Consider the following 23424-nt stretch of genomic DNA (forward strand, 5'->3'; position numbering starts at 1 on the left):
CCTGATCGCACCTCCTTCAAGTCCGGCATTGATATCATTAAAGTACTTCTGGAGCTAAAGAAACAATTTTCATAAAGTTGTTGTCACGAAGTTCACGTGCAACAGGTCCGAAGATACGAGTTCCGCGCGGGCTTTTGTCGTCACGGATGATAACACATGCATTCTCGTCGAATTTGATGTAAGATCCGTCATTTCTGCGTGCTCCGCTCTTAGAACGAACGATAACAGCTTTAACGACATCACCTTTTTTGACAACGCCTCCTGGTGTTGCTTGTTTAACCGTGCAAACAATGACATCACCAATGTTAGCCGTTTTGCGTCCGGAACCGCCAAGAACTTTGATCGTAAGAACTTCACGCGCGCCAGAGTTATCAGCTACTTTTAAACGAGTCTCTTGTTGAATCATTATTTGTTACCTCCCTTCGGAAAAAGGATTTCCGAACTTTATTAGATAATAACAGCTTCTTCGACAACTTCAACTAGACGAAAACGTTTAGTCGCAGATAATGGACGAGTTTCCATGATCTTTACGATGTCACCGATTTTAGCCTGATTATTTTCATCATGTGCTTTGAATTTTTTAGAGTACTTTACGCGTTTACCGTAGAGTGAGTGTTTTTTGTAAGTTTCTACAACAACAGTAATGGTTTTATCCATTTTGTCAGAAACAACACGTCCTTGGTAGACTTTGCGCTGATTGCGTTCGCTCATGTTTTAGAGAACCTCCCTCCGGAATTATTTGTTGGCAGCAATTTCTCTTTCCCGAATCACAGTTTTCATGCGCGCGATTGACTTGCGCACTTCACGAATGCGAGCAGTATTTTCAAGTTGTCCTGTCGCTAATTGAAAGCGAAGATTGAAAAGTTCTTCTTTAAGAGACTTTACTTTTTGTTCAATTTCAGCAGTGGTAAGGTCACGAATTTCATTAGCTTTCATTTGATTCACCACCAATTTCTTCACGTTTTACGAACTTCGTTTTAATTGGCAATTTGTGAGATGCAAGACGAAGAGCTTCACGAGCGACTTCCTCAGACACACCAGAAATTTCAAATAAAACTTTGCCCGGTTTTACAACAGCTACCCATCCTTCAGGAGCACCTTTACCGGAACCCATCCGAACCTCTAGAGGCTTAGCTGTATAAGGCTTAGAAGGGAAAATTTTGATCCAAACTTTACCGCCACGTTTCATGTAACGAGTCATCGCAATACGTGCTGCTTCGATTTGGCGGTTTGTGATCCAAGAAGCTTCTTGAGCCTGGATACCGTATTCACCGAAATGCACTTCAGTGCCGCCTTTCGCACGGCCGCGCATTTTTCCGCGATGCTCTCTGCGATATTTAACGCGTTTTGGCATTAACATATTATTTTCCTCCTTCCTCAGTTTTCTTCTTAGTAGGAAGAACCTCTCCACGATAGATCCAGACTTTTACACCGAGCTTACCGTAAGTTGTGTCAGCTTCAGATGTAGCATAGTCGATGTCAGCACGCAATGTGTGCAATGGAACAGTTCCTTCACTGTAATATTCAGAACGAGCGATATCAGCGCCGCCAAGACGACCGGAAACCATTGTTTTAATTCCTTGTGCACCAGCGCGCATTGTGCGTTGGATTTGTTGCTTTTGCGCACGACGGAAAGAAATACGGTTTTCCAATTGACGAGCAATGTTATCTGCAACTAGCTGAGCATCAAGATCAGCTCTTTTGATTTCAAGAATGTTAATGTGTACACGCTTGCCAGTAAGGCTGTTAAGGGCTTTGCGAAGCGCTTCGACTTCAGAACCGCCTTTACCGATAACCATACCAGGCTTAGCTGTGTGGATCGTAATATTGACACGGTTTGCCGCACGCTCGATTTCCACTTTAGAAACTGAAGCGTCAGACAGGCGTTGATTAATAAATTCACGGATTTTTAGATCTTCGTGAAGGAAGTCTGCGTAATCTTTGCCAGCGAACCACTTAGATTCCCAATCACGTATAACCCCAATACGAAGACCGACTGGATTTACCTTTTGACCCACGAGTTATCCCTCCTTCTTTTCTGATACAACGATAGTAATGTGGCTCGTACGTTTGTTGATTTGGCTTGCACGTCCCATAGCGCGCGGACGGAATCTTTTCAACGTAGGGCCTTCGTTCACGTAAGCTTGAGTAACAACCAGGCTGTTTGCATCCATTTCATAGTTGTGCTCAGCGTTAGCGATAGCAGATTTTAAAACTTTTTCAATAATCGGGGAAGCAGCTTTTGGCGTGTGGTTTAAGATTGATACTGCTTCACCTACTTGCTTGCCTCGAATCAGGTCCATTACTAGACGTGCCTTACGAGGAGCAATACGGACTGTTCTTGCGACAGCTTTAGCTTGTTGCATTTAAAAGCCTCCTCTCATTAGCGTCTTGTTTTTTTGTCATCACTAGCATGACCTTTGTAAGTACGAGTAGGTGCAAACTCACCCAACTTGTGACCTACCATATCTTCAGAGATGTAAACAGGCACATGTTTGCGTCCATCATAGACTGCGATTGTGTGACCGATGAATTGCGGGAAAATAGTTGAACGGCGAGACCAAGTTTTCACAACTTGTTTCTTATCCGTTTCATTTAATTTCTCGATTTTTGTCATTAGATGATCATCGACAAATGGTCCTTTTTTTAAGCTGCGAGCCATTTTGGAACCTCCCTTCGTGATTGCGCTACGGTCCGATAAGAACCGTAGACAACCCCGTTATTTATTTTTACGACGACGTACGATGAATTTATCTGACTTGTTCTTTTTCTTGCGAGTTTTGAATCCAAGAGTTGGTTTACCCCATGGAGACATAGGTGATTTACGTCCGATAGGTGCGCGTCCTTCACCACCGCCGTGTGGGTGATCGTTAGGGTTCATAACAGAACCGCGAACTGTAGGGCGAACGCCTTTCCAGCGAGAACGTCCTGCTTTACCGATGTTGATCAGTTCGTGCTGCTCGTTACCCACTTGACCGATTGTCGCGCGGCAAGCAGAAAGAATCATGCGAACTTCACCGGAGTTCAGACGTACAAGAACGTATTTACCTTCTTTACCAAGAACTTGAGCAGATGTACCAGCTGACCGTACCAGCTGTCCGCCTTTTCCTGGTTTCAATTCAATATTGTGCACAACTGTACCAACTGGGATGTTGATCAGTGGAAGTGCGTTACCTACTTTAATGTCAGCTTCTGAACCTGACATGATTTCAGTGCCTACTTCAAGCCCCTTAGGAGCCAAAATGTAGCGTTTTTCTCCGTCTACATAGTTAATTAGAGCAATGTTTGCTGAACGGTTTGGATCGTACTCAACTGTAGCAACGCGTCCAGGTATACCATCTTTATCGCGTTTGAAGTCGATAATACGATATTGGCGTTTATGTCCGCCGCCTTGATGACGTACAGTCAATTTCCCTTGGTTGTTACGTCCGCCTTTTTTATGAAGCGGGGCAAGCAAGGATTTTTCCGGCTGATCTGTCGTGATTTCAGCGAAATCAGAAGTCGTCATGCCGCGACGTCCGTTAGAGGTCGGTTTGTACTTTTTAATCGCCATTTTGAATTTCCCTCCTTCTTTTTACAAATGATTAAGCTTCAAAAATTTCGATTTCTTTGCTGTCTGCAGTAAGCTTGACAATGGCTTTTCTGCGTTTGTTCGTCATACCAGAGTAGCGGCCGACACGTTTGAATTTCCCTTTGTAGTTCATTATGTTGACTTTCTCAACTTTCACTCCAAAGATTTCTTCAACTGCATCTTTCACTTCTGTTTTATTAGCTCTTACGTCTACTTCAAACGTATATTTTTTTTCAGCCATTAAATCAGCAGAACGTTCAGTAATGACGGGGCGCTTAAGAACATCACGAGGATCTTTCATTATGCAAGCACCTCCTCTACTTTTTCAACCGCTGCTTTCGTCATCACAAGCTTCTCGTGACCGACAACATCAAGTACGTTGATTCCGTTAGCTTCAACGACTGTAACTCCAGGAAGGTTACGGGCAGAAAGTGCAACCGTTTCATTTACATCTGCAGTTACGATTAAAGCTTTTTTCTCAACAGAAAGGCCTGTAAGAACAGAAGCCATTTCTTTTGTTTTAACCGCATCAAGAGTAAGATCTTCAAGAACGATCAAGTTGTTGTCCTGCACTTTAGAAGACAATGCTGATTTGATTGCCAAGCGGCGAACTTTTTTCGGTAATTTATAAGCATAGCTGCGTGGTGTAGGACCGAATACGATACCACCTCCGCGCCATTGCGGTGAACGGATAGATCCCTGACGAGCACGGCCAGTGCCTTTTTGACGCCAAGGTTTACGACCTCCGCCACTAACTTCAGAACGATTTTTTACTTTGTGAGTTCCTTGACGCAAGGAAGCTCTTTGCATAAGAATAGCGTCGAATACTACGCTCTCATTTGGCTCGATTCCAAATACAGAGTCGTTTAATTCGATATCACCAGCAGTAGAACCGTTTTGGTTATATAATGCTACTTTTGGCATGATCAATTTCCTCCTTTCCTAAAGAGTTATTTAGATTTAACTGCACTTTTAATAGTGACTAGAGATTTTTTGGCACCAGGAACGTTACCTTTAACTAAAAGAAGGTTGCGTTCTGCATCAACTTTTACGATTTCAAGGTTTTGAACAGTGATCTGCTCTCCGCCCATACGTCCAGGCAACAGTTTTCCTTTGAATACACGGTTAGGGTCTACCGGTCCCATTGAACCAGGACGACGATGGTAGCGGGAACCGTGAGACATAGGTCCACGAGATTGTCCGTGGCGTTTGATCGCACCTTGGAAACCTTTACCTTTTGATGTTCCTGTTACATCTACGATTTCTCCGTTAGAGAAAATATCAACTTTGACTTCCTGACCAACTTCATACGCATCCATATCCACTCCGCGTAGTTCTTTAACGAAGCGCTTAGGTGCAGTTTCCGCTTTTGCGACGTGGCCTTTTTCCGGCTTGTTGGCAAGCTTATCGCGCTTGTCGTCAAAACCGATCTGAATCGCTTCGTAGCCGTCGTTTTCAGCTGTTTTCTTTTGAAGTACAACGTTAGCTGCAGCTTCAATAACAGTTACCGGAATAAGATCACCGTTTTCTGCGAAAACTTGCGTCATACCAATTTTTCTTCCTAAGATTCCTTTGGTCATTCGTCACACCTCCTATAAAGATCATTCTATATTTTAGATTAAAGTTTAATTTCGATATCGACACCAGATGGTAGATCTAATCGCATTAGAGCATCGACAGTTTGCGGTGTTGGGTTCACAATGTCGATTAAACGTTTATGTGTACGCATTTCAAATTGCTCACGAGAATCTTTGTATTTGTGCACCGCACGAAGGATTGTGTAAACTGATTTCTCAGTTGGCAATGGAATCGGACCAGATACGCTGGCACCGGAACGTTTTGCCGTTTCAACAATCTTCTCAGCAGATTGATCAAGGATTCTATGATCATACGCTTTTAAACGAATACGAATTTTTTGTTTTGCCATTATTTTCCCTCCTTTTCGCCTACTTACGTTAGACAATTCTCCGTGAGAAAAACCTGCATCACCTTGCCATGGCAAAGCGGCCGGGTGTGTCAGCAACCTCTCACTTCATCGCAGTCAAAGACCAACATGCACTATTATACAAAATTTATAGGCATGTTGCAAGGCAATATTAAATATTAACCGTGTTTGCACACTTTTTTTATTATACAGATTCAGACTGTGTTAATCAAGGATATGAAGCCGGAAAATAAATCCCTCTACCAAACATGCGATAAATAAAAAAACGAGATCCATCCGGATCCCGTTTTTTATTTTTAAGTATTATTCGGTGATAGAAGTTACAACACCAGAACCTACTGTACGTCCACCTTCACGGATAGAGAAGCGAGTTCCGTCTTCGATCGCGATTGTTGAAATCAATTCAACAGTCATTTCGATGTTGTCTCCAGGCATAACCATTTCTACGCCTTCTGGAAGCTGAATGATACCCGTTACGTCAGTTGTACGGAAGTAGAACTGAGGACGGTAGTTAGAGAAGAATGGAGTGTGACGTCCACCCTCTTCTTTAGAAAGAACGTAAACTTCAGCTTTAAATTTTTTGTGCGGAGTGATAGTACCTGGTTGAGCAAGTACTTGACCACGTTGGATTTCTTCACGAGATACACCGCGAAGAAGTGCACCGATGTTGTCTCCAGCTTCAGCATAGTCAAGAAGCTTACGGAACATTTCAACACCTGTAACAGTTGTTTTCTTGTTTTCTTCTTGAAGACCGATGATTTCAACTTCGTCACCGACTTTAACTTGACCGCGCTCTACGCGTCCAGTAGCAACTGTTCCACGACCAGTGATTGAGAATACGTCCTCAACAGGCATCATGAATGGTTTGTCAGTATCGCGCTCTGGAGTTGGGATGTACTCGTCAACCGCATCCATCAGTTCGAAGATTTTAGCTTCGTAATCAGCATCACCTTCAAGAGCTTTAAGAGCAGAACCTTTGATAACTGGTACATCATCACCAGGGAATTCGTACTCAGAAAGAAGGTCACGAACTTCCATTTCAACTAGTTCAAGAAGCTCTTCATCGTCTACCATGTCGCATTTGTTCAAGAATACTACGATGTAAGGCACGCCAACGTTACGAGAAAGAAGGATGTGCTCACGAGTTTGCGGCATTGGGCCGTCAGCAGCAGATACAACAAGGATCGCTCCGTCCATTTGCGCAGCACCTGTGATCATGTTTTTAACATAGTCAGCGTGTCCTGGGCAGTCAACGTGTGCATAGTGACGAGTATCAGTTTCATACTCAACGTGTGCAGTAGAGATTGTGATTCCACGCTCGCGCTCTTCTGGAGCACCGTCGATTTGGTCGTATGCCATAGCAGTACCTTTACCAGATTTCTTATGAAGTACTGTAGTGATAGCAGCTGTTAATGTAGTTTTACCATGGTCAACGTGTCCAATTGTACCAATGTTGGCATGTGATTTGGAACGGTCGAATTTTTCTTTAGCCATTCTGAAAATCCTCCTTAAAAAGGTTATTTTATTGATATAGAGTGATAGAAAGTGAAAGCTGTGTTTCACTTTCTCATCTTACAATAGTAGTTATACTTTAATGAAGCGGCAAAATCAATTATTCGCCTTTATTTTTTTTGATGATCTCATCACTGATGCTCTTAGGCACTTCTTCATAGTGATCAAAGTGCATTGTGAACGTACCGCGGCCTTGCGTGTTTGAACGAAGCGCAGTTGCGTATCCAAACATTTCAGAAAGCGGAACCATTGCGCGAACAACTTGAGCGTTTCCGCGGCCTTCCATACCTTCTACGCGTCCACGGCGTGATGTGATGTCACCCATGATGTCTCCCATGTATTCTTCAGGGATAACGACTTCAACTTTCGCAATCGGCTCAAGAAGAACCGGGCTACATTTGCTTGCAGCGTTTTTAAGCGCCATAGAAGCGGCGATTTTAAACGCCATTTCGTTTGAGTCAACATCATGGTAAGAACCATCATACAATTTAGCTTTGATGTCGATAACCGGGTAGCCTGCGATTACACCGTTTTGCAGCGCATCTTCAAGTCCCGCTTGAACAGCCGGAATGTATTCACGTGGAACGACACCACCGACGATTGCGTTTTCGAATTCAAAGCCTTTTCCTTCTTCGTTTGGAGAGAATTCGATCCAAACGTGTCCGAATTGTCCGCGTCCACCAGATTGACGTACGAATTTACCTTCAACTTGCGCGCTCGCACGGAATGTTTCACGATACGCAACTTGAGGAGCACCTACGTTGGCTTCAACTTTAAATTCGCGTTTCATACGGTCAACGATGATATCAAGGTGAAGCTCACCCATACCGCCGATGATCGTTTGACCAGTTTCCGCATCGGTATGCGCGCGGAAAGTTGGATCTTCTTCAGCCAGTTTAGACAGCGCTGTAGACATTTTGTCTTGGTCGGCTTTTGACTTAGGCTCGATTGCAACGTGGATAACCGGCTCAGGGAATTCCATTGATTCCAGGATAACCAGGCTTTTCTCGTCGCAAAGCGTGTCACCAGTCGTCGTATCTTTCAGACCTACAGCTGCTGCGATATCTCCTGCGTATACAGTAGAAATTTCTTCACGGCTGTTGGCGTGCATTTGCAGGATACGTCCGACACGCTCACGTTTGCCTTTTGTTGAGTTTCTTACGTATGAACCGGAATCAAGCGTTCCTGAGTACACACGGAAGAATGTCAGTTTACCGACATAAGGGTCGGTCATAACTTTAAATGCCAACGCTGAGAAAGGTGCATCGTCAGAAGACTCACGAGTAACCTCTTCGTCAGTATCAGGCACAATACCTTTGATCGCTTCAACATCAGTTGGAGCTGGAAGGTAGTCAAGAACTGCATCAAGCACTAATTGAACACCTTTGTTTTTGAAAGCTGAACCACAAAGAACCGGGTAGAACTCAACGTTACAAGTTCCTTTACGGATTGCTGCTTTCAGCTCGTCAATTGTGATTTCTTCGCCTTCCAAGTACTTCATCATAAGCTCTTCATCAAGCTCGGCAACAGCTTCAATTAAGCTGGCGCGAAGCTCTTCAGCTTTATCTTTGTACTCAGCAGGGATTTCACGCGCTTCAGAGCGTGTTCCAAGATCATCTTCGTAGTAATACGCAACGTTTTCTACAAGATCGATGATCCCTTCAAAGTTGTCTTCGGCGCCAATCGGTAATTGGATCGCGTGAGCATTCGCCTCAAGACGGTCTCTAAGAGTTCCTACAGAGTAAAGGAAATCCGCACCGGTTTTGTCCATTTTGTTGACAAATACGATACGAGGTACTCCGTAAGTTGTTGCCTGACGCCAAACTGTTTCAGTTTGCGGCTCAACGCCTGATTGAGCGTCAAGAACGGCAACGGCACCATCAAGTACGCGCAGGGAACGTTCAACCTCTACAGTGAAGTCTACGTGTCCTGGTGTATCGATGATGTTAACGCGGTGGCCTTTCCATTGTGCGGTTGTCGCAGCAGATGTAATCGTGATACCGCGTTCTTGTTCCTGCTCCATCCAGTCCATTTGGGAAGCCCCTTCATGAGTTTCACCAATTTTATGAATACGGCCTGTATAGAACAAGATACGTTCAGTTGTTGTCGTCTTACCGGCATCGATGTGAGCCATGATCCCGATATTACGAGTTTTTTCTAAGGAGAACTCTCTTGCCATTGGGTCTTTTCTCCTTCCTTCTTAGGGAATAATATTTTGTCGTTAAAGATTACCAGCGATAGTGAGCAAACGCTTTGTTCGCTTCAGCCATCTTATGAGTATCTTCACGTTTCTTAACAGCAGCACCAGTGTTGTTGGCTGCATCTAAAATTTCGTTGGCTAAACGCTCTTCCATCGTTTTTTCTCCGCGAAGACGAGCGTAGTTTACCAACCAGCGAAGTCCAAGAGTCGTACGACGTTCAGGACGAACCTCTACAGGCACTTGGTAGTTCGCACCACCTACACGGCGTGCTTTTACTTCAAGTACAGGCATGATGTTTTTCAATGCTTGTTCGAAAACCTCCATTGCATCGTTGCCGGTACGTTCTTTAATGATATCGAATGACTTGTATAGGATTGTTTGAGCTTTACCTTTTTTACCGTCGATCATCATTTTGTTGATCAAACGAGTAACCAGCTTAGAATTGTAAATCGGATCAGGTAAAACGTCTCTTTTTGCTACAGGACCTTTACGTGGCATCTGATTATCCTCCCTTCTCTTGTTACGGGTTTGAATAAGCGAGGAATTTCGCGGCTATGCCCGTAGAGGCGGCATCCGCTTTTCGGGCGGGAGCACAATGCCCTTAACAGCATTGCCAGAACTCCTTGCTTTTAAAAACCCTTTTATTTGTATTTAAACTGCATTATTTTTTCTTAGGACGTTTTGTACCGTATTTAGAACGGCCTTGTGCACGGTTTTCAACTCCGGCAGTATCAAGTGCGCCACGCACGATGTGGTAGCGTACCCCCGGTAAGTCTTTAACACGTCCGCCGCGGATTAATACGACACTGTGCTCTTGCAGGTTGTGTCCGATACCAGGAATGTAGGCAGTAACCTCGATTCCGTTTGTCAAACGAACACGGGCATATTTACGAAGCGCTGAGTTCGGCTTCTTCGGTGTCATTGTACCAACACGAGTACATACCCCGCGTTTTTGTGGTGAAGACACGTTAGTGTGCTCTTTCTTAAAGCTGTTGTATCCTTTGTTAAGTGCAGGAGACTTGGAAGTTTCAACTTTGTTCACACGTCCCTTGCGTACTAACTGATTAATTGTAGGCATGTTGTATTTCCTCCCTTCATCATGTTTTATAACCCACATACCCAGGTGGTTCATTTAAAAGCAAAAAACAATGCCTTTGCATAAAAGCAAAAACAACGAGTACGTTATTGAATAATGGCAACAGCTGCCGCACCGACTTCAATTCCGCAAGCTTTGCCGAGCTTTTTCATGGACTCAGCCAATGAGACGGGAACACCCTGTTCATTCGCCAGGTGAATAACACCTGCTGTCAGATGGGGATCTGCGTCTTTCGCAACGACAACTTCCTTTACAGAATTTCGTTTGAGTGCTTTAACTGTCTGCTTCGTACCGATGATGATTGATTGAGCCTGTGATACTTTATCATAAGACATAAGACATCCTCCAAAGTAACAGGTTTAAATTGAGCACCTTGGTTATATTATCATCCTGAAAGAAGGATGTCAACATAGTATGACAATTTTTAGTGACATCCTTCTTTAGGATATTTTAAATCTATTCTGCCGGAACCATTTCATCGGAAGATTGAACTTGCAATACCGGCTTCACTTTACGGTAGTTGAGCATACCTGTTCCCGCCGGGACAAGCTTACCGATGATGACATTCTCTTTCAGGCCGAGAAGTTCATCCCGTTTTCCTTTGATTGCTGCATCTGTCAGGACGCGTGTTGTTTCCTGGAATGACGCGGCAGACAAGAAGGAATCCGTTTCAAGAGACGCTTTTGTGATACCGAGCAGCACCGGACGGCCTGTTGCAGGTCGTTTTCCTTCAAGCAGCACCTTTTTGTTCGCTTGTGTAAACTGGTGAATATCGAGAAGTGTGCCAGGCAGTACATCTGTATCACCGGCATCGATCACACGCACTTTGCGAAGCATCTGGCGGACCATAACTTCAACGTGCTTATCTCCGATTTCAACCCCCTGCATACGGTAAACCTTCTGCACTTCGTGAAGCAGATATTCCTGAACCGTCGTAATGTCGGTTACTTTCAGAAGCTCTTTCGGATCGACCGAACCTTCCGTCAGAACCTGACCGCGGGAGATTTTCTCTCCTTCAGTTACTTTCAGACGGGCGTTGTACGGCGCCGTATAAGAACGGCTTTCAACTTCACCCTGAACGACGATTTCCTGCTGTTTATCGCGAACTTCATTGATTTCAGCTACGACACCGTCAATTTCAGAGATCGTCGCCTGACCTTTAGGGTTACGCGCTTCAAATAATTCCTGAATACGCGGCAAACCTTGTGTAATATCGTCTCCGGCAACACCGCCCGTATGGAAGGTACGCATTGTTAGCTGTGTACCAGGCTCACCGATGGATTGGGCAGCGATGATTCCGACTGCTTCACCGACTTCAACATCGGTTCCTGTCGCCAGGTTGCGGCCATAGCATCGTTTACATACCCCGTGTGACGTATTACATGTAAAGGCGGAACGAATCCATACTTCTTCGATGCCGGCTTCGACGATTTCAAGCGCTTTGTCCTCGTCGATCAGCTCGTTTTCGTTCACGATCACTTCGCCGGTTTCCGGATGTTTAACAGGCTTTCTTGCAAAGCGGCCAATGAGACGTTCTTCAAGACGCTCGATCACTTCTGTGCCTTCTGTGATGGCTTTTGCAAGAATACCGCGGTCAGTGCCGCAATCTGTCTCACGAATGATGACATCTTGGGCAACGTCTACAAGACGTCTTGTCAAGTAGCCTGAGTCGGCTGTCTTCAGCGCTGTATCGGCAAGACCTTTACGCGCACCGTGTGTGGAGATAAAGTACTCCAGAACCGTTAAACCTTCGCGGAAACTTGACTTGATCGGAAGCTCGATAATCCGTCCGGCCGGGTTGGCCATCAGACCCCGCATACCCGCAAGCTGCGTAAAGTTTGATGCGTTACCCCGGGCTCCGGAATCACTCATCATATAGATCGGGTTGATTTCATCCAAGGATTTCATCAGCTTGCCTTGGATCGTATCCTTAGCCGCACTCCAGATGGAAATGACGCGTTCATAACGCTCTTCTTCTGTAATCAGACCGCGTCTGAACTGCTTCAGAACGTTATCGACTTTTCCTTGTGCTTCCTCAAGAATTTCCTGTTTGTCATCCAAGACGACGATATCGGAAACACCGACCGTGATACCGGCTTTTGTTGAATATTTAAAGCCGAGATTCTTCATGCGATCAAGCATTTTTGACGTTTCTGTAATGTGGAATCTTTTGAAGATCTCCGCAATGATTTTACCTAGGATGCCTTTTTTGAACGGCGGATTGATTTCTTGCTTTTGAATCGCCTCTTTCACATCGGCTCCGTAGTCCAGGAAGAAACGGTCAGGCGTTTTTTCTTCAATATTGCTCTTCGTCGGTTCGTTCATGTATGGGAACGAAGCCGGAAGAATTTCATTGAAGATCAGCTTTCCGACTGTTGTAATCAGCAGTTTTGAACGCTGTTCTTCTGTGAATGTTTCATTTTTCAGGGAGTTAACCGCAACGGCCACTCTCGTATGCAAATGAACATATCCGTTTTGATAAGCAAGCAGCGCTTCATCTGTATCTTTGAAAACCATACCTTCGCCGACAGCACCAGGGCGTTCAAGCGTCAGGTAGTAGTTTCCAAGAACCATATCCTGAGACGGTGTAACAACCGGTTTTCCGTCTTTAGGGTTCAAGATGTTTTGCGCAGCAAGCATCAGAATACGCGCTTCAGCTTGCGCTTCGGCTGATAATGGAACGTGAACGGCCATTTGGTCACCGTCAAAGTCAGCGTTGTATGCCGTACATACAAGCGGGTGAAGACGGATGGCGCGGCCTTCAACAAGCGTTGGTTCAAACGCTTGGATCCCCAGCCTGTGAAGCGTAGGTGCACGGTTGAGCAGAACCGGGTGTTCCTTGATGACTGATTCAAGAACATCCCATACTTCAGGCTGAACGCGCTCAATTTTACGCTTCGCACTCTTAATATTGTGGGCAAGACCTTTTTCGACAAGCTCTTTCATGACGAATGGCTTGAACAGCTCCAAAGCCATCTCTTTCGGAAGGCCGCATTGGTACATTTTCAGGTTCGGACCTACGACGATAACCGAACGGCCTGAATAGTCAACACGCTTACCGAGAAGGTTTTGACGGAAACGGCCCTGTTTACCTTTCAGCATGTGAGAAAGGGATTTGAGCGGTCTGTTTCCAGGTCCCGTAACCGGACGTCCTCTGCGTCCGTTATCGATCAGCGCGTCAACGGCTTCCTGAAGCATACGCTTTTCGTTTTGAACGATAATGCTCGGTGCTCCAAGATCCAGTAGACGTTTTAAACGATTGTTACGGTTGATGACGCGGCGGTAAAGGTCGTTAAGGTCAGAAGTCGCAAAACGTCCGCCATCAAGCTGCACCATAGGTCTCAGCTCAGGTGGAATGACCGGAAGAACGTCAAGGATCATCCAAGACGGTTTGTTTCCGGAGTTACGGAACGCTTCCAACACTTCAAGGCGCTTGATCGCACGCGTACGGCGCTGTCCTTGAGACGTTTTGAGCTCTTCTTTGAGCATATCCACTTCCTTGTCAAGATCGATATCTTGAAGGAGCTTATGAATCGCTTCAGCCCCCATGGAAGCTTGAAATTTATTGCCGTATTTATCAAGGTACGCACGGTATTCTTTTTCAGAAAGAAGCTGCTTTTTCTCAAGCGGCGTATTGGCCGGATCTGTTACGACATAAGAAGCAAAGTAAATGACTTCTTCCAATGCGCGCGGAGACATATCCAGCACAAGACCCATACGGCTTGGGATTCCTTTGAAATACCAGATGTGAGAAACCGGGGCTGCCAGCTCGATATGCCCCATTCTCTCACGACGGACTTTAGCCCGGGTTACTTCTACTCCACAACGGTCGCAGACTACGCCTTTATAACGAACCCGCTTGTACTTCCCGCAATGGCATTCCCAGTCCTTTTGAGGACCGAAAATGCGCTCGCAGAATAGACCATCTTTTTCAGGTTTCAAAGTACGATAGTTGATTGTTTCAGGCTTTTTCACTTCTCCGTAAGACCATGAACGGATTTTATCAGGTGAAGCGAGACCGATGTTCATATACTCAAAATTGTTCACATCCAGCAAGGGGCCTACCTCCCTTTTTATCTTCGGGTTATACCCTGTCACTTGCGTAAAAAATTCAGTTATTCTTTTGTGACGACGTCTCGTTCAGCATCAGCAGAAACAAAATCTTCGCCTTCATCATCGTTTGATAATGAAAGACCTTCGTTTTGTTTTGCATCTTCATCGTCTTCCAAGTCTCTCATTTCAATTTCTTCTTCATCGCTTGAAAGAATTTTAACGTCCATACCCAAGCTTTGAAGCTCTTTGATCAATACTTTGAACGACTCTGGAACGCCAGGTTCTGGAACGTTGTCTCCTTTTACGATGGCTTCATAAGTTTTCACACGGCCCACGACATCGTCGGATTTGACAGTGAGAATTTCTTGCAGCGTGTATGCCGCGCCGTAAGCTTCGAGCGCCCATACTTCCATCTCACCGAAACGCTGTCCGCCGAACTGTGCTTTACCTCCGAGAGGCTGCTGGGTAACGAGTGAATAAGGACCGGTTGAACGGGCATGCAATTTGTCGTCAACCATGTGGGCAAGTTTGATCATATACATGATTCCCACGGAAACCCTGTTATCAAATGGCTCACCGGTGCGGCCGTCGTAAAGGACGGTTTTCGCATCTCGTGACATGCCGGCTTCTTCAAGCGTTTCCCACACGTCTTCCTCGCGGGCGCCGTCGAATACCGGTGATGCAACATGCAGGCCGAGTCGGCGTGCAGCCATACCGAGGTGAAGCTCCAATACCTGCCCGATGTTCATACGCGATGGAACACCGAGCGGGTTTAACATGATATCGATCGGTGTACCGTCAGGAAGATACGGCATATCTTCTTCCGGAAGAATTTTCGAAATAACACCTTTGTTACCGTGACGTCCGGCCATTTTGTCCCCTTCAGAAATCTTACGCTTCTGAACGATGTACACGCGGACAAGCTGGTTGACGCCAGGAGGCAGTTCATCCCCGTCTTCGCGGTTGAAGACTTTAACATCAAGGATGATTCCGCCGCCGCCGTGCGGAACACGGAGTGACGTATCGCGGACTTCGCGCGCTTTTTCTCCAAAGATGGCGTGTAGCAGGCGCTCTTCTGCTGTAAGCTCTGTCACACCTTTAGGCGTGACTTTACCAACAAGAAGGTCCCCGTCTTTCACTTCGGCACCGACACGGATGATTCCGCGTTCATCGAGATTGCGGAGAGCATCCTCACCGACGTTCGGAATATCGCGGGTGATTTCTTCAGGTCCGAGTTTTGTATCCCGGGCTTCTGATTCGTATTCTTCAATATGGATAGACGTATAAACGTCGTCTTTTACAAGGCGTTCGCTCATGATGATGGCGTCCTCATAGTTGTAGCCATCCCATGTCATAAAGCCGACCATGACGTTGCGTCCAAGGGCAAGTTCACCTTTTTCCATGGATGGACCGTCAGCTAAAATTTCACCTTTTTCAACTTCGTCTCCGACGCTTACGATCGGACGCTGGTTGTAGCATGTTCCCTGGTTGGAACGGACAAACTTCAGCAAGCTGTATTTATCAAGGTTTCCTTTAACTTTTTGGCCGTCGATTTCTTCATAGCGGCGCACCCATACGTTTTTCGCTTCCACCCGTTCAACGATTCCCGGATGGCGGCAAATCACAGCTGCACCGGAGTCTTTTGCAGACACGTATTCCATTCCTGTTCCGACAACTGGTGATTCAGGCTGCATAAGCGGCACAGCCTGACGCTGCATGTTCGCTCCCATCAGGGCGCGGTTTGAGTCATCGTTTTCCAAGAAAGGAATACATGCGGTTGCAGCAGAAACAACCTGCTTAGGAGAAACGTCCATGTAATCGACGCGGTCTTTGGAAACAACAGTGTTCTCACCTCTGAAGCGGGCGACGATGCTGTCGTCTACAAATGATCCGTCGTCATTAAGGCGTGCGTTTGCCTGTGCAACAACATAGTTATCTTCTTCATCAGCCGTTAAGTAGTCGATCCTCGGCGTTACTTTTCCTGTCTCAGGATCAACACGGCGGTACGGTGTTTCGATAAATCCGAAACGGTTCACTTTCGCAAATGAAGAAAGCGAGTTGATCAAGCCGATGTTCGGACCCTCAGGCGTTTCAATCGGACACATCCGGCCGTAGTGGGAGTAGTGAACGTCACGCACTTCCATTCCGGCACGCTCACGGGTCAAACCGCCAGGTCCAAGCGCTGATAGACGACGCTTATGCGTCAGCTCAGCGAGAGGATTCGTCTGGTCCATGAATTGAGAAAGCTGTGAGCTTCCGAAAAATTCTTTAATTGAAGCGATAACCGGGCGAATATTAATCAACTGCTGCGGTGTGATCGTGTTTGTATCTTGAATAGACATTCTTTCACGAACAACACGCTCCATTCTGCTCAAACCGATGCGGAACTGGTTTTGCAGAAGCTCGCCTACTGAACGAAGACGGCGGTTGCCCAGATGGTCAATATCATCGGTATCGCCTACTCCGTGAAGCAGGTTAAAGAAATAACTGATCGAAGAAATGATATCGGAAGGAGTGATATTTTTGACGCCTTCTTCGATAAAAGCATTTCCAATCACATTGATTGTCTGCTCGCCTTCTTGATCGGTAGGGGCGTAGATTTTGATCGATTGAAGCGTCACTTCATCTTCGACTACTCCGCCATTTGGATAAAGCTTTTTAAAACCGATTCCTTCTTCTAGATACGGCAGCACTTTATCAAGTGTTCTTCTGTCCAAAATCGCACCTTTTTCAGCAATGATTTCACCTGTTTCAGGATCCACAAGCGTTTCAGCAAGCCGCTGATTGAAAAGGCGGTTTTTGATATGAAGCTTTTTATTAATTTTGTAGCGTCCTACACTCGCAAGATCATATCTTTTTGGATCGAAGAATCTTGAATCAAGCAAGCTTTTTGCGTTTTCTACCGTAGGCGGCTCTCCCGGACGGAGACGCTCATAGATTTCAAGAAGCGCTTTGTCGGTGTTTTCGGTATTATCTTTATCAAGCGTATTGCGCAAATACTCGTTTTCACCGATCAGATCGATAATCTCCTGATCAGATCCGAAGCCGAGAGCACGCAAAAGAACCGTAACCGGCAACTTACGTGTGCGATCAATGCGGACATAAACAACATCTTTCGCATCAGTCTCGTATTCTAACCATGCGCCACGGTTTGGAATGACAGTCGCAGTAAAACCTTTCTTACCGTTTTTGTCAACTTTACCACTGTAATATACACTTGGAGAACGAACGAGCTGGGATACGATAACGCGCTCCGCACCGTTGATAATGAAGGTTCCAGTATCAGTCATAATAGGGAAGTCGCCCATAAAGACGTCCTGATCCTTGACCTCGCCGGTCTCTTTGTTGATTAAGCGAACTTTGACCCGCAGCGGCGCTGAGTAAGTCACGTCTCGTTCTTTTGATTCTTCTACCGGATACTTAGGCTCACCCAAGCTGTAGTCGATAAATTCCAGAGAGAGGTTACCAGTGAAATCCTCAATTGGCGATATGTCTTGAAACATCTCTCTAAGACCCTCATCAAGAAACCACTGATAAGAAGAGGTTTGAATTTCAATGAGATTTGGTAATTCTAACACTTCGCTAATGCGTGCATAGCTTCTGCGCTGGCGGTGTCGTCCATACTGAACTAGTTGACCTGTCAACTGATTCACCCCTCAAATCATGCGTAATATATGTGTAACAAGCATTTCTCCGCAAATATGTAAGAAATACTTTTACAAGACAAAAGAAAAAAGGGTTTCTAATTTAGAAAACCACATCCAAAAACAAAATACCGATTTTATTAGTGTTCCCAAAAATGTATATTTTATACAGGCTGAGGCGTTTCTTAAAAACGGCAGCAAAATATATACATTGGCATTTTATAATGTTAACATAGCTGAAAATTCGAGTCAAACTTTTTTTGCTCTGATGATATAGTACCCTTTCTTTTTTTGAACGACTTCAACGTCCGCAAAAAGTTCTTTTAATTTATCAATGGCAGAAGGACCGCCTTGTTTTTTCTGAATGACGACCCACAAGTCGCCTGAAGGCCGCAAATGTTCAGCGCTGTTTTCAAAGATGGCGTGTACTGTTTTTTTCCCGGCACGTATAGGGGGATTTGTGATAATGGAAGCGAATTTTTTTGCAGGTTCGACGTTGGAAAACAGATCGCTTTGATATACTTCAACATTGTTGATCTGATTGTTTAACGCGTTTTCCTTCGATAGTTCGACAGCTCTTTCATTGACATCAATCATGTGAACCGTCCGATCTTCGAAATCCGCAGCAAGCGAAAGGCCAATCGGGCCATATCCGCAGCCTACATCCAAAAAATCACCTTCTGCATCAGGTTCACGGAAAGCTTCAATCAGCAGCCTTGAACCAAAGTCCACCTCTTTTTTTGAAAAGACCCCGCTGTCGCTGATAAAAGTAAACGTCCGGTTTCTCAAACGAAATGTCCACGTTTTTCTGCTGCTTTTTGCTGAAGGTTTTTCCGAATAATAATGGTCAGTCATCACAGAACCTCCTCAGTTGGTGAACTCTCCAGATATCTTGAGACAAGATGGCTTTTCTTATGCGGAAGGGACTACAATTAATTAGCAAAGAAAAAGCCCGCTTTTAAAAGCGAGCTTTCCCCTAAAGATTAGGTGAAGATTACTTAACTTCTACAGAAGCGCCAACTTCTTCAAGTTTAGCTTTAAGCTCTTCAGCTTCTTCTTTCGCAATACCTTCTTTAAGAGGTTTTGGCGTGTTGTCAACAAGTTCTTTAGCTTCTTTCAAGCCAAGACCAGTGATTTCACGAACAACTTTGATAACTTTGATTTTTTGATCCCCTGCACCAGCAAGAACAAGATCAAATTCAGTTTTCTCTTCAGCAGCAGCGCCGCCAGCAGCTCCACCAGCTACAGCTACAGGAGCAGCAGCAGTTACGCCAAATTCTTCTTCGATTGCTTTTACTAAGTCGTTCAATTCAAGCACAGTTGCTTCTTTAACGGAAGCAATGATTTCTTCGATATTTAAAGCCATTTGTAATTCCTCCATTTGTTTTAAATTTGAAAAACGATTAAATTAAGCGCCTTGTTCTTCCTTCTGATCTGCCACAGCTTTTGCAGCAAGAGCAAGGTTGCGAACTGGAGCTTGAAGTACGCTAAGCAACATGGAAAGCAAGCCTTCGCGTGATGGAAGTTCAGCAAGAGCTTTCACTTCTTCAACAGTAGCAACATTGCCTTCGATAACGCCGGCTTTGATTTCAAGAGCTTCGTGCTTTTTAGCAAACTCGTTAAGAACTTTAGCCGGAGCGACAACATCTTCAGTGCTGAATGCAATCGCATTCGGTCCAGTTAAGAAATCGTTCAAACCACTAAGTTCAGCTTGTTCAACCGCACGGCGAGTCATTGTATTTTTGTAAACTTTGAACTCAACGTTAGCTTCGCGAAGCTGTTTACGAAGCTCTGTTACTTCAGATACGTTAAGACCGCGATAGTCAACGATGATCGTTGATTTACTTTCTTTCAGTTTAGAAGCAATCTCTTCGACAACAACTTTTTTTGTTTCAATTGCGCTGCTCATGGTTACACCTCCTGTAAGAATTCATTTGTGTAACACTTATACCGTTTGGTGATCACGTTCTTTAACGACTGGTTTCATATAAAAAGCCTCCATTCGACATGGAGGCTGTATATACAAGCATACGTAGCGTAAAGCTGTGATATATATACACCTCGGTAGGAAATTAAGCCTTGAAAGGCACCTACTGTCTACGGTATAAATGGACATATTTTATTATACAACGCTATGAATTATATCAAAGCGCGTGATAAGAGTCAATATTATTTTACGTTAAAAGTTGAAGGGTCCACTTTGATTCCAGGTCCCATTGTAGATGTAACAGATACGTTTTTCACGTATACACCTTTAGCAGCAGCAGGTTTTGCTTTCAAAATTGTGTCATACATTGTCGCGAAGTTTTCAACAAGCTTCCCTTCTTCGAATGACACTTTTCCGATTGGAACATGGATGTTTCCTGCTTTATCGACGCGGTATTCAACTTTACCCGCTTTGATTTCTTTAACTGCTTTTTCAACTTCAAATGTAACCGTTCCTGTTTTAGGGTTTGGCATCAGACCTTTTGGTCCAAGCACGCGTCCGATTTTACCGACTTCACCCATCATGTCAGGAGTTGCAACGATGACATCAAAATCAAACCAGCCTTGCTGGATTTTGTTGATGTAATCAGCATCGCCTACATAATCTGCACCAGCAGCTTCTGCTTCTTTCGCTTTTTCTCCTTTAGCGAAAACAAGGACGCGCTGTGTTTTACCTGTTCCGTTTGGAAGAACAACTGCACCGCGGATTTGCTGGTCGTTTTTACGAGGGTCAACACCTAAACGAAACGCTGCTTCAACAGTAGCGTCGAATTTAGCTGTGTTTGTTTTTTTCACAAGCTCGATCGCTTCGTTTACATCGTAAGCTTTTGTACGCTCTACAAGCTTGGCAGCTTCGACGTATTTTTTACCTTTTTTAGCCATTTTAAAATTTCCTCCTTAGTGGTTTTAGCGGAATAACCTCCCACGAATAAGGGTTGCGAACTTGTCTAATCCAAACTCGCAACCCAGCAAAGAAACAAAAGATTAATCTTCGATCACAATACCCATACTGCGGGCAGTTCCTTCAACCATACGCATAGCCGCTTCAACATCTGCCGCATTCAGGTCAGGCATTTTTGTTTCGGCGATTTCACGTACTTTATCGCGTTTAACGGTTGCGACTTTATTACGGTTAGGCTCACCAGAACCTGACTCAATTCCAGCCGCTTTTTTAAGCAATACAGCAGCAGGCGGAGTTTTTGTAATAAATGTAAATGAACGGTCTTCGTAAACCGAAATTTCTACAGGAATGATAAGACCAGCCTGGTCAGATGTACGAGCGTTAAACTCCTTACAGAATCCCATGATGTTAACACCGGCTTGACCTAATGCAGGACCAACTGGCGGAGCTGGATTCGCTTTCCCAGCAGGAATTTGCAATTTTACAACTTTAACTACTTTTTTAGCCACGAGACACACCTCCTTAAAGTCCGTGATGTGGTAATAGGGTGAACCCTCCCACTCAAGGTCTCATTCTTTATATGAATGATGAAAATATCAAGCTAGCTGCCTTGGCGTTTTTGCCAAGACGCACCTTTGTATATTACCACTTTTATATAGTGATTTCAAGCGCTTTTCCATTACAATTTGTCAACTTGAGTAAATTCGAGCTCAACAGGGGTTTCCCTTCCGAACATGTTGACAAATACTTTGACTTTGTTTTTGTCATGGTCGATTTCTTCAATCGTCCCTGTGAAATCGGCAAATGGACCATCGATGACTTTAACGGTTTCTTTCAGTTCAAAGTCAACTTCTGTTTTTCTTTCTTCAAGTCCCATCCGCTTCAGAATTTTTTCCGCTTCCCCCGGAAGCAAAGCCGTCGGTTTTGAACCGGACCCCGCTGAACCGACAAATCCTGTCACCCCCGGCGTATTCCGAACAACATACCAGGAATCGTCCGTCATGACCAGCTCTACAAGAACATAGCCAGGGAACACCTTCTTTTTGACAACCTTTTTCTTGCCGTTTTTAATATCCGTCTCTTCTTCTTCAGGCACAACGACGCGGAAGATTTTATCTTGCATTCCCATCGATTCTACCCGCTTCTCCAAGTTCGCCTTTACCTTGTTTTCATAACCGGAGTACGTGTGAACAACATACCATTTCTTTTCCATTCTCATTCAGGACCTTTCTAGTCCTTCCCTCCCCACACCTTAAAAGTTTATTGGCCGTACGGGAAACTGACGGTTCTTTTATACGAGCCTCATATTTTGAAACAATGAAAAAACCCGTTAAACGGGTTTTTTGGCAAGTGATATTTAGATCTATTATAACACGTTATGCTGATCATTATTCAACTATTAAACGAATTATTTGCGTAATACCCGAATCGATGAGTGCAAAAAAGATGGCGAAAAAGATAACGGTGGTTATAACGGTGATCGTATAGCGCGTTAACTCTTTTCCTTTAGGCCAGGTGACCTTTTTCATTTCTTTTCCGACATTCTTTAAGAATTTCATAATATAAGAAACCTCCACAACCCAAAAACAAAAGCCTATTTTGTTTCCAGATGTACTGTATGTGAATTGCAGTTATTGCAGTATTTCTTTACTTCGAGCCGTTCAGCCAAAGCTGCGGAGCTTTTCATTGTCGTATAATTACGGTTTCCACAATTTTTACAGGCCAACGTTATTTTTTTCTTCATGTTTACACCTTTTTCTGGACTAGCATTTCCTAAGTAACATATCACAGTCCTAAAATTGCTGTCAATATGCCATAAGCATCGGCTACAAGCTGATCTCGCGGAGCTCGAGGTACTTTTCAAGCTTCCTTTTGACGCGCTGAAGCGCATTGTCGATTGATTTTACATGGCGGTTTAATTCTTCAGAGATTTCCTGATAGGATCTTCCGTCGAGATAGAGCGCAAGAACTTTTCTTTCCAAATCACTAAGCAATTCTCCCATCTTCAGCTCGATGTCATCGAATTCTTCCTGATTGATAATCAGTTCCTCAGGGTTCATCACTTTCGCTCCTGAAATCACATCGAGAAGCGTCCGGTCTGACTCTTCGTCATAAATGGGCTTGTCCAGCGACACATACGAATTGAGCGGAATATGTTTCTGACGAGTAGCTGTTTTGATAGCGGTAATAATTTGGCGGGTAATGCATAATTCTGCAAAAGCTTTGAATGAAGTCAGCTTGTCCTCTCTAAAATCACGGATAGATTTGTAGAGTCCGATCATGCCTTCCTGAACGATATCTTCCCGATCAGCCCCGATTAAAAAGTAGGATCTCGCTTTTGCCCTTACAAAATTACGGTACTTTGTAATCAAATAATCTAACGCATCACTGTCTCCGACATGAACCATTTCAATGACCTGCTCGTCTTCCAACTGGCAAAACTGTTCTTTGCTGAACTGTTCCTTGCTGAATTTTCCCTGGTTGTTTTGTAAGTTCACTCCGATCCCCCCGACCG

The 23424-nt window shown here is 44.6% G+C and carries 28 protein-coding genes and 1 other annotated feature; all 28 genes read right to left on the bottom strand.

What is annotated here, in order from left to right:
- Window positions 1-37 precede the first annotated feature (37 nt).
- Window positions 38-406, bottom strand: coding sequence for a 50S ribosomal protein L14 (rplN, locus tag M654_RS23225; protein ID WP_026586062.1), 369 nt, complete (start codon window positions 404-406; stop codon window positions 38-40).
- A 41-nt stretch (window positions 407-447) separates the two neighbouring features.
- The gene (gene rpsQ / locus M654_RS23230; RefSeq protein WP_003178345.1) at window positions 448-711 is read right to left on the bottom strand and encodes a 30S ribosomal protein S17; all 264 of its coding nucleotides are present in this window, start codon (window positions 709-711) and stop codon (window positions 448-450) included.
- A 24-nt stretch (window positions 712-735) separates the two neighbouring features.
- On the bottom strand, window positions 736-936 hold the full coding sequence (gene rpmC, locus M654_RS23235) for a 50S ribosomal protein L29 (RefSeq protein ID WP_003178343.1): 201 nt from the start codon (window positions 934-936) through the stop codon (window positions 736-738).
- Complete coding sequence (rplP, locus tag M654_RS23240; protein ID WP_006640324.1) at window positions 926-1360, bottom strand: 50S ribosomal protein L16; 435 nt, start codon at window positions 1358-1360, stop codon at window positions 926-928. Before rplP ends, rpmC begins: the two co-directional genes overlap by 11 nt.
- 1 nt (window position 1361) lies before the next feature.
- Window positions 1362-2018 carry a 30S ribosomal protein S3 gene (rpsC, locus tag M654_RS23245; protein WP_026586063.1) on the bottom strand — a complete coding sequence of 219 codons (657 nt, stop codon included), beginning with the start codon at window positions 2016-2018 and terminating at the stop codon, window positions 1362-1364.
- A gap of 3 nt (window positions 2019-2021) precedes the next feature.
- On the bottom strand, window positions 2022-2366 hold the full coding sequence (gene rplV / locus M654_RS23250; RefSeq protein ID WP_026586064.1) for a 50S ribosomal protein L22: 345 nt from the start codon (window positions 2364-2366) through the stop codon (window positions 2022-2024).
- A 17-nt stretch (window positions 2367-2383) separates the two neighbouring features.
- Entirely contained in the window at window positions 2384-2662 is a 279-nt protein-coding gene (rpsS, locus tag M654_RS23255; RefSeq protein ID WP_006640321.1) for a 30S ribosomal protein S19, read from the bottom strand.
- Window positions 2663-2719: 57 nt separating this feature from the next.
- On the bottom strand, window positions 2720-3553 hold the full coding sequence (gene rplB / locus M654_RS23260; RefSeq protein ID WP_026586065.1) for a 50S ribosomal protein L2: 834 nt from the start codon (window positions 3551-3553) through the stop codon (window positions 2720-2722).
- 31 nt (window positions 3554-3584) lie between these two features.
- Window positions 3585-3872, bottom strand: coding sequence for a 50S ribosomal protein L23 (gene rplW / locus M654_RS23265; protein ID WP_026586066.1), 288 nt, complete (start codon window positions 3870-3872; stop codon window positions 3585-3587).
- Entirely contained in the window at window positions 3872-4495 is a 624-nt protein-coding gene (gene rplD / locus M654_RS23270) for a 50S ribosomal protein L4 (RefSeq protein ID WP_026586067.1), read from the bottom strand. Before rplD ends, rplW begins: the two co-directional genes overlap by 1 nt.
- A gap of 26 nt (window positions 4496-4521) precedes the next feature.
- Window positions 4522-5151: a 50S ribosomal protein L3 gene (rplC, locus tag M654_RS23275; protein ID WP_026586068.1), complete on the bottom strand. Its 630-nt coding sequence runs from the start codon at window positions 5149-5151 to the stop codon at window positions 4522-4524.
- 38 nt (window positions 5152-5189) lie between these two features.
- Window positions 5190-5498: a 30S ribosomal protein S10 gene (rpsJ, locus tag M654_RS23280; RefSeq protein ID WP_003156464.1), complete on the bottom strand. Its 309-nt coding sequence runs from the start codon at window positions 5496-5498 to the stop codon at window positions 5190-5192.
- A 321-nt stretch (window positions 5499-5819) separates the two neighbouring features.
- Window positions 5820-7010: an elongation factor Tu gene (gene tuf, locus M654_RS23285; protein WP_026586069.1), complete on the bottom strand. Its 1191-nt coding sequence runs from the start codon at window positions 7008-7010 to the stop codon at window positions 5820-5822.
- A gap of 118 nt (window positions 7011-7128) precedes the next feature.
- A complete protein-coding gene (gene fusA, locus M654_RS23290; protein WP_026586070.1) occupies window positions 7129-9207 on the bottom strand; it encodes an elongation factor G in 2079 nt (692 codons plus the stop codon).
- Window positions 9208-9256: 49 nt separating this feature from the next.
- On the bottom strand, window positions 9257-9727 hold the full coding sequence (gene rpsG, locus M654_RS23295; protein ID WP_006640314.1) for a 30S ribosomal protein S7: 471 nt from the start codon (window positions 9725-9727) through the stop codon (window positions 9257-9259).
- 163 nt (window positions 9728-9890) lie between these two features.
- A complete protein-coding gene (gene rpsL, locus M654_RS23300; RefSeq protein WP_006640313.1) occupies window positions 9891-10307 on the bottom strand; it encodes a 30S ribosomal protein S12 in 417 nt (138 codons plus the stop codon).
- Window positions 10308-10411: 104 nt separating this feature from the next.
- On the bottom strand, window positions 10412-10660 hold the full coding sequence (locus tag M654_RS23305) for a 50S ribosomal protein L7ae-like protein (protein ID WP_026586071.1): 249 nt from the start codon (window positions 10658-10660) through the stop codon (window positions 10412-10414).
- A 121-nt stretch (window positions 10661-10781) separates the two neighbouring features.
- Window positions 10782-14381, bottom strand: a complete 3600-nt coding sequence (gene rpoC / locus M654_RS23310) for a DNA-directed RNA polymerase subunit beta' (RefSeq protein ID WP_026586072.1) — start codon at window positions 14379-14381, stop codon at window positions 10782-10784.
- Window positions 14382-14440: 59 nt separating this feature from the next.
- Window positions 14441-18022, bottom strand: a complete 3582-nt coding sequence (gene rpoB / locus M654_RS23315; protein ID WP_026586073.1) for a DNA-directed RNA polymerase subunit beta — start codon at window positions 18020-18022, stop codon at window positions 14441-14443.
- A gap of 249 nt (window positions 18023-18271) precedes the next feature.
- Entirely contained in the window at window positions 18272-18877 is a 606-nt protein-coding gene (locus tag M654_RS23320) for a class I SAM-dependent methyltransferase (protein ID WP_026586074.1), read from the bottom strand.
- 139 nt (window positions 18878-19016) lie between these two features.
- A complete protein-coding gene (gene rplL / locus M654_RS23325) occupies window positions 19017-19388 on the bottom strand; it encodes a 50S ribosomal protein L7/L12 (protein WP_026586075.1) in 372 nt (123 codons plus the stop codon).
- A gap of 42 nt (window positions 19389-19430) precedes the next feature.
- On the bottom strand, window positions 19431-19931 hold the full coding sequence (rplJ, locus tag M654_RS23330) for a 50S ribosomal protein L10 (RefSeq protein ID WP_026586076.1): 501 nt from the start codon (window positions 19929-19931) through the stop codon (window positions 19431-19433).
- A gap of 70 nt (window positions 19932-20001) precedes the next feature.
- Window positions 20002-20143: a sequence feature (ribosomal protein L10 leader region), on the bottom strand.
- Window positions 20144-20191: 48 nt separating this feature from the next.
- Window positions 20192-20890 carry a 50S ribosomal protein L1 gene (gene rplA, locus M654_RS23335; protein ID WP_026586077.1) on the bottom strand — a complete coding sequence of 233 codons (699 nt, stop codon included), beginning with the start codon at window positions 20888-20890 and terminating at the stop codon, window positions 20192-20194.
- A gap of 102 nt (window positions 20891-20992) precedes the next feature.
- Window positions 20993-21418, bottom strand: a complete 426-nt coding sequence (rplK, locus tag M654_RS23340) for a 50S ribosomal protein L11 (RefSeq protein ID WP_003178300.1) — start codon at window positions 21416-21418, stop codon at window positions 20993-20995.
- A gap of 170 nt (window positions 21419-21588) precedes the next feature.
- Window positions 21589-22122, bottom strand: a complete 534-nt coding sequence (gene nusG, locus M654_RS23345) for a transcription termination/antitermination protein NusG (protein WP_026586078.1) — start codon at window positions 22120-22122, stop codon at window positions 21589-21591.
- A gap of 175 nt (window positions 22123-22297) precedes the next feature.
- Complete coding sequence (secE, locus tag M654_RS23350; RefSeq protein WP_026586079.1) at window positions 22298-22468, bottom strand: preprotein translocase subunit SecE; 171 nt, start codon at window positions 22466-22468, stop codon at window positions 22298-22300.
- Window positions 22469-22503: 35 nt separating this feature from the next.
- Window positions 22504-22653 carry a 50S ribosomal protein L33 gene (rpmG, locus tag M654_RS23355; protein ID WP_006640304.1) on the bottom strand — a complete coding sequence of 50 codons (150 nt, stop codon included), beginning with the start codon at window positions 22651-22653 and terminating at the stop codon, window positions 22504-22506.
- A gap of 82 nt (window positions 22654-22735) precedes the next feature.
- Complete coding sequence (gene sigH, locus M654_RS23360) at window positions 22736-23407, bottom strand: RNA polymerase sporulation sigma factor SigH (RefSeq protein WP_026586080.1); 672 nt, start codon at window positions 23405-23407, stop codon at window positions 22736-22738.
- Window positions 23408-23424 lie beyond the last annotated feature (17 nt).

This window comes from Bacillus sp. NSP9.1 (assembly GCF_000465465.2).
In the GTDB taxonomy this organism is placed as follows: domain Bacteria; phylum Bacillota; class Bacilli; order Bacillales; family Bacillaceae; genus Bacillus; species Bacillus sonorensis_A.

What these genes read in the sequence shown, in the direction of transcription:
- M654_RS23320 (WP_026586074.1), bottom strand. Translation starts at nt 18,877, where the DNA reads ATGACTGACCATTATTATTCGGAAAAACCTTCAGCAAAAAGCAGCAGA.
- rplP (WP_006640324.1), bottom strand. Translation starts at nt 1,360, where the DNA reads ATGTTAATGCCAAAACGCGTTAAATATCGCAGAGAGCATCGCGGAAAA.
- secE (WP_026586079.1), bottom strand. Translation starts at nt 22,468, where the DNA reads ATGAAATTCTTAAAGAATGTCGGAAAAGAAATGAAAAAGGTCACCTGG.
- rpsL (WP_006640313.1), bottom strand. Translation starts at nt 10,307, where the DNA reads ATGCCTACAATTAATCAGTTAGTACGCAAGGGACGTGTGAACAAAGTT.
- rplJ (WP_026586076.1), bottom strand. Translation starts at nt 19,931, where the DNA reads ATGAGCAGCGCAATTGAAACAAAAAAAGTTGTTGTCGAAGAGATTGCT.
- rplW (WP_026586066.1), bottom strand. Translation starts at nt 3,872, where the DNA reads ATGAAAGATCCTCGTGATGTTCTTAAGCGCCCCGTCATTACTGAACGT.
- rpsJ (WP_003156464.1), bottom strand. Translation starts at nt 5,498, where the DNA reads ATGGCAAAACAAAAAATTCGTATTCGTTTAAAAGCGTATGATCATAGA.
- nusG (WP_026586078.1), bottom strand. Translation starts at nt 22,122, where the DNA reads ATGGAAAAGAAATGGTATGTTGTTCACACGTACTCCGGTTATGAAAAC.
- rplA (WP_026586077.1), bottom strand. Translation starts at nt 20,890, where the DNA reads ATGGCTAAAAAAGGTAAAAAATACGTCGAAGCTGCCAAGCTTGTAGAG.
- rplV (WP_026586064.1), bottom strand. Translation starts at nt 2,366, where the DNA reads ATGCAACAAGCTAAAGCTGTCGCAAGAACAGTCCGTATTGCTCCTCGT.
- rplC (WP_026586068.1), bottom strand. Translation starts at nt 5,151, where the DNA reads ATGACCAAAGGAATCTTAGGAAGAAAAATTGGTATGACGCAAGTTTTC.
- rpsS (WP_006640321.1), bottom strand. Translation starts at nt 2,662, where the DNA reads ATGGCTCGCAGCTTAAAAAAAGGACCATTTGTCGATGATCATCTAATG.
- tuf (WP_026586069.1), bottom strand. Translation starts at nt 7,010, where the DNA reads ATGGCTAAAGAAAAATTCGACCGTTCCAAATCACATGCCAACATTGGT.
- M654_RS23305 (WP_026586071.1), bottom strand. Translation starts at nt 10,660, where the DNA reads ATGTCTTATGATAAAGTATCACAGGCTCAATCAATCATCATCGGTACG.
- rplB (WP_026586065.1), bottom strand. Translation starts at nt 3,553, where the DNA reads ATGGCGATTAAAAAGTACAAACCGACCTCTAACGGACGTCGCGGCATG.
- rpmC (WP_003178343.1), bottom strand. Translation starts at nt 936, where the DNA reads ATGAAAGCTAATGAAATTCGTGACCTTACCACTGCTGAAATTGAACAA.
- rpsG (WP_006640314.1), bottom strand. Translation starts at nt 9,727, where the DNA reads ATGCCACGTAAAGGTCCTGTAGCAAAAAGAGACGTTTTACCTGATCCG.
- rplD (WP_026586067.1), bottom strand. Translation starts at nt 4,495, where the DNA reads ATGCCAAAAGTAGCATTATATAACCAAAACGGTTCTACTGCTGGTGAT.
- rpsQ (WP_003178345.1), bottom strand. Translation starts at nt 711, where the DNA reads ATGAGCGAACGCAATCAGCGCAAAGTCTACCAAGGACGTGTTGTTTCT.
- rplN (WP_026586062.1), bottom strand. Translation starts at nt 406, where the DNA reads ATGATTCAACAAGAGACTCGTTTAAAAGTAGCTGATAACTCTGGCGCG.
- rpmG (WP_006640304.1), bottom strand. Translation starts at nt 22,653, where the DNA reads ATGAAGAAAAAAATAACGTTGGCCTGTAAAAATTGTGGAAACCGTAAT.
- fusA (WP_026586070.1), bottom strand. Translation starts at nt 9,207, where the DNA reads ATGGCAAGAGAGTTCTCCTTAGAAAAAACTCGTAATATCGGGATCATG.
- rplL (WP_026586075.1), bottom strand. Translation starts at nt 19,388, where the DNA reads ATGGCTTTAAATATCGAAGAAATCATTGCTTCCGTTAAAGAAGCAACT.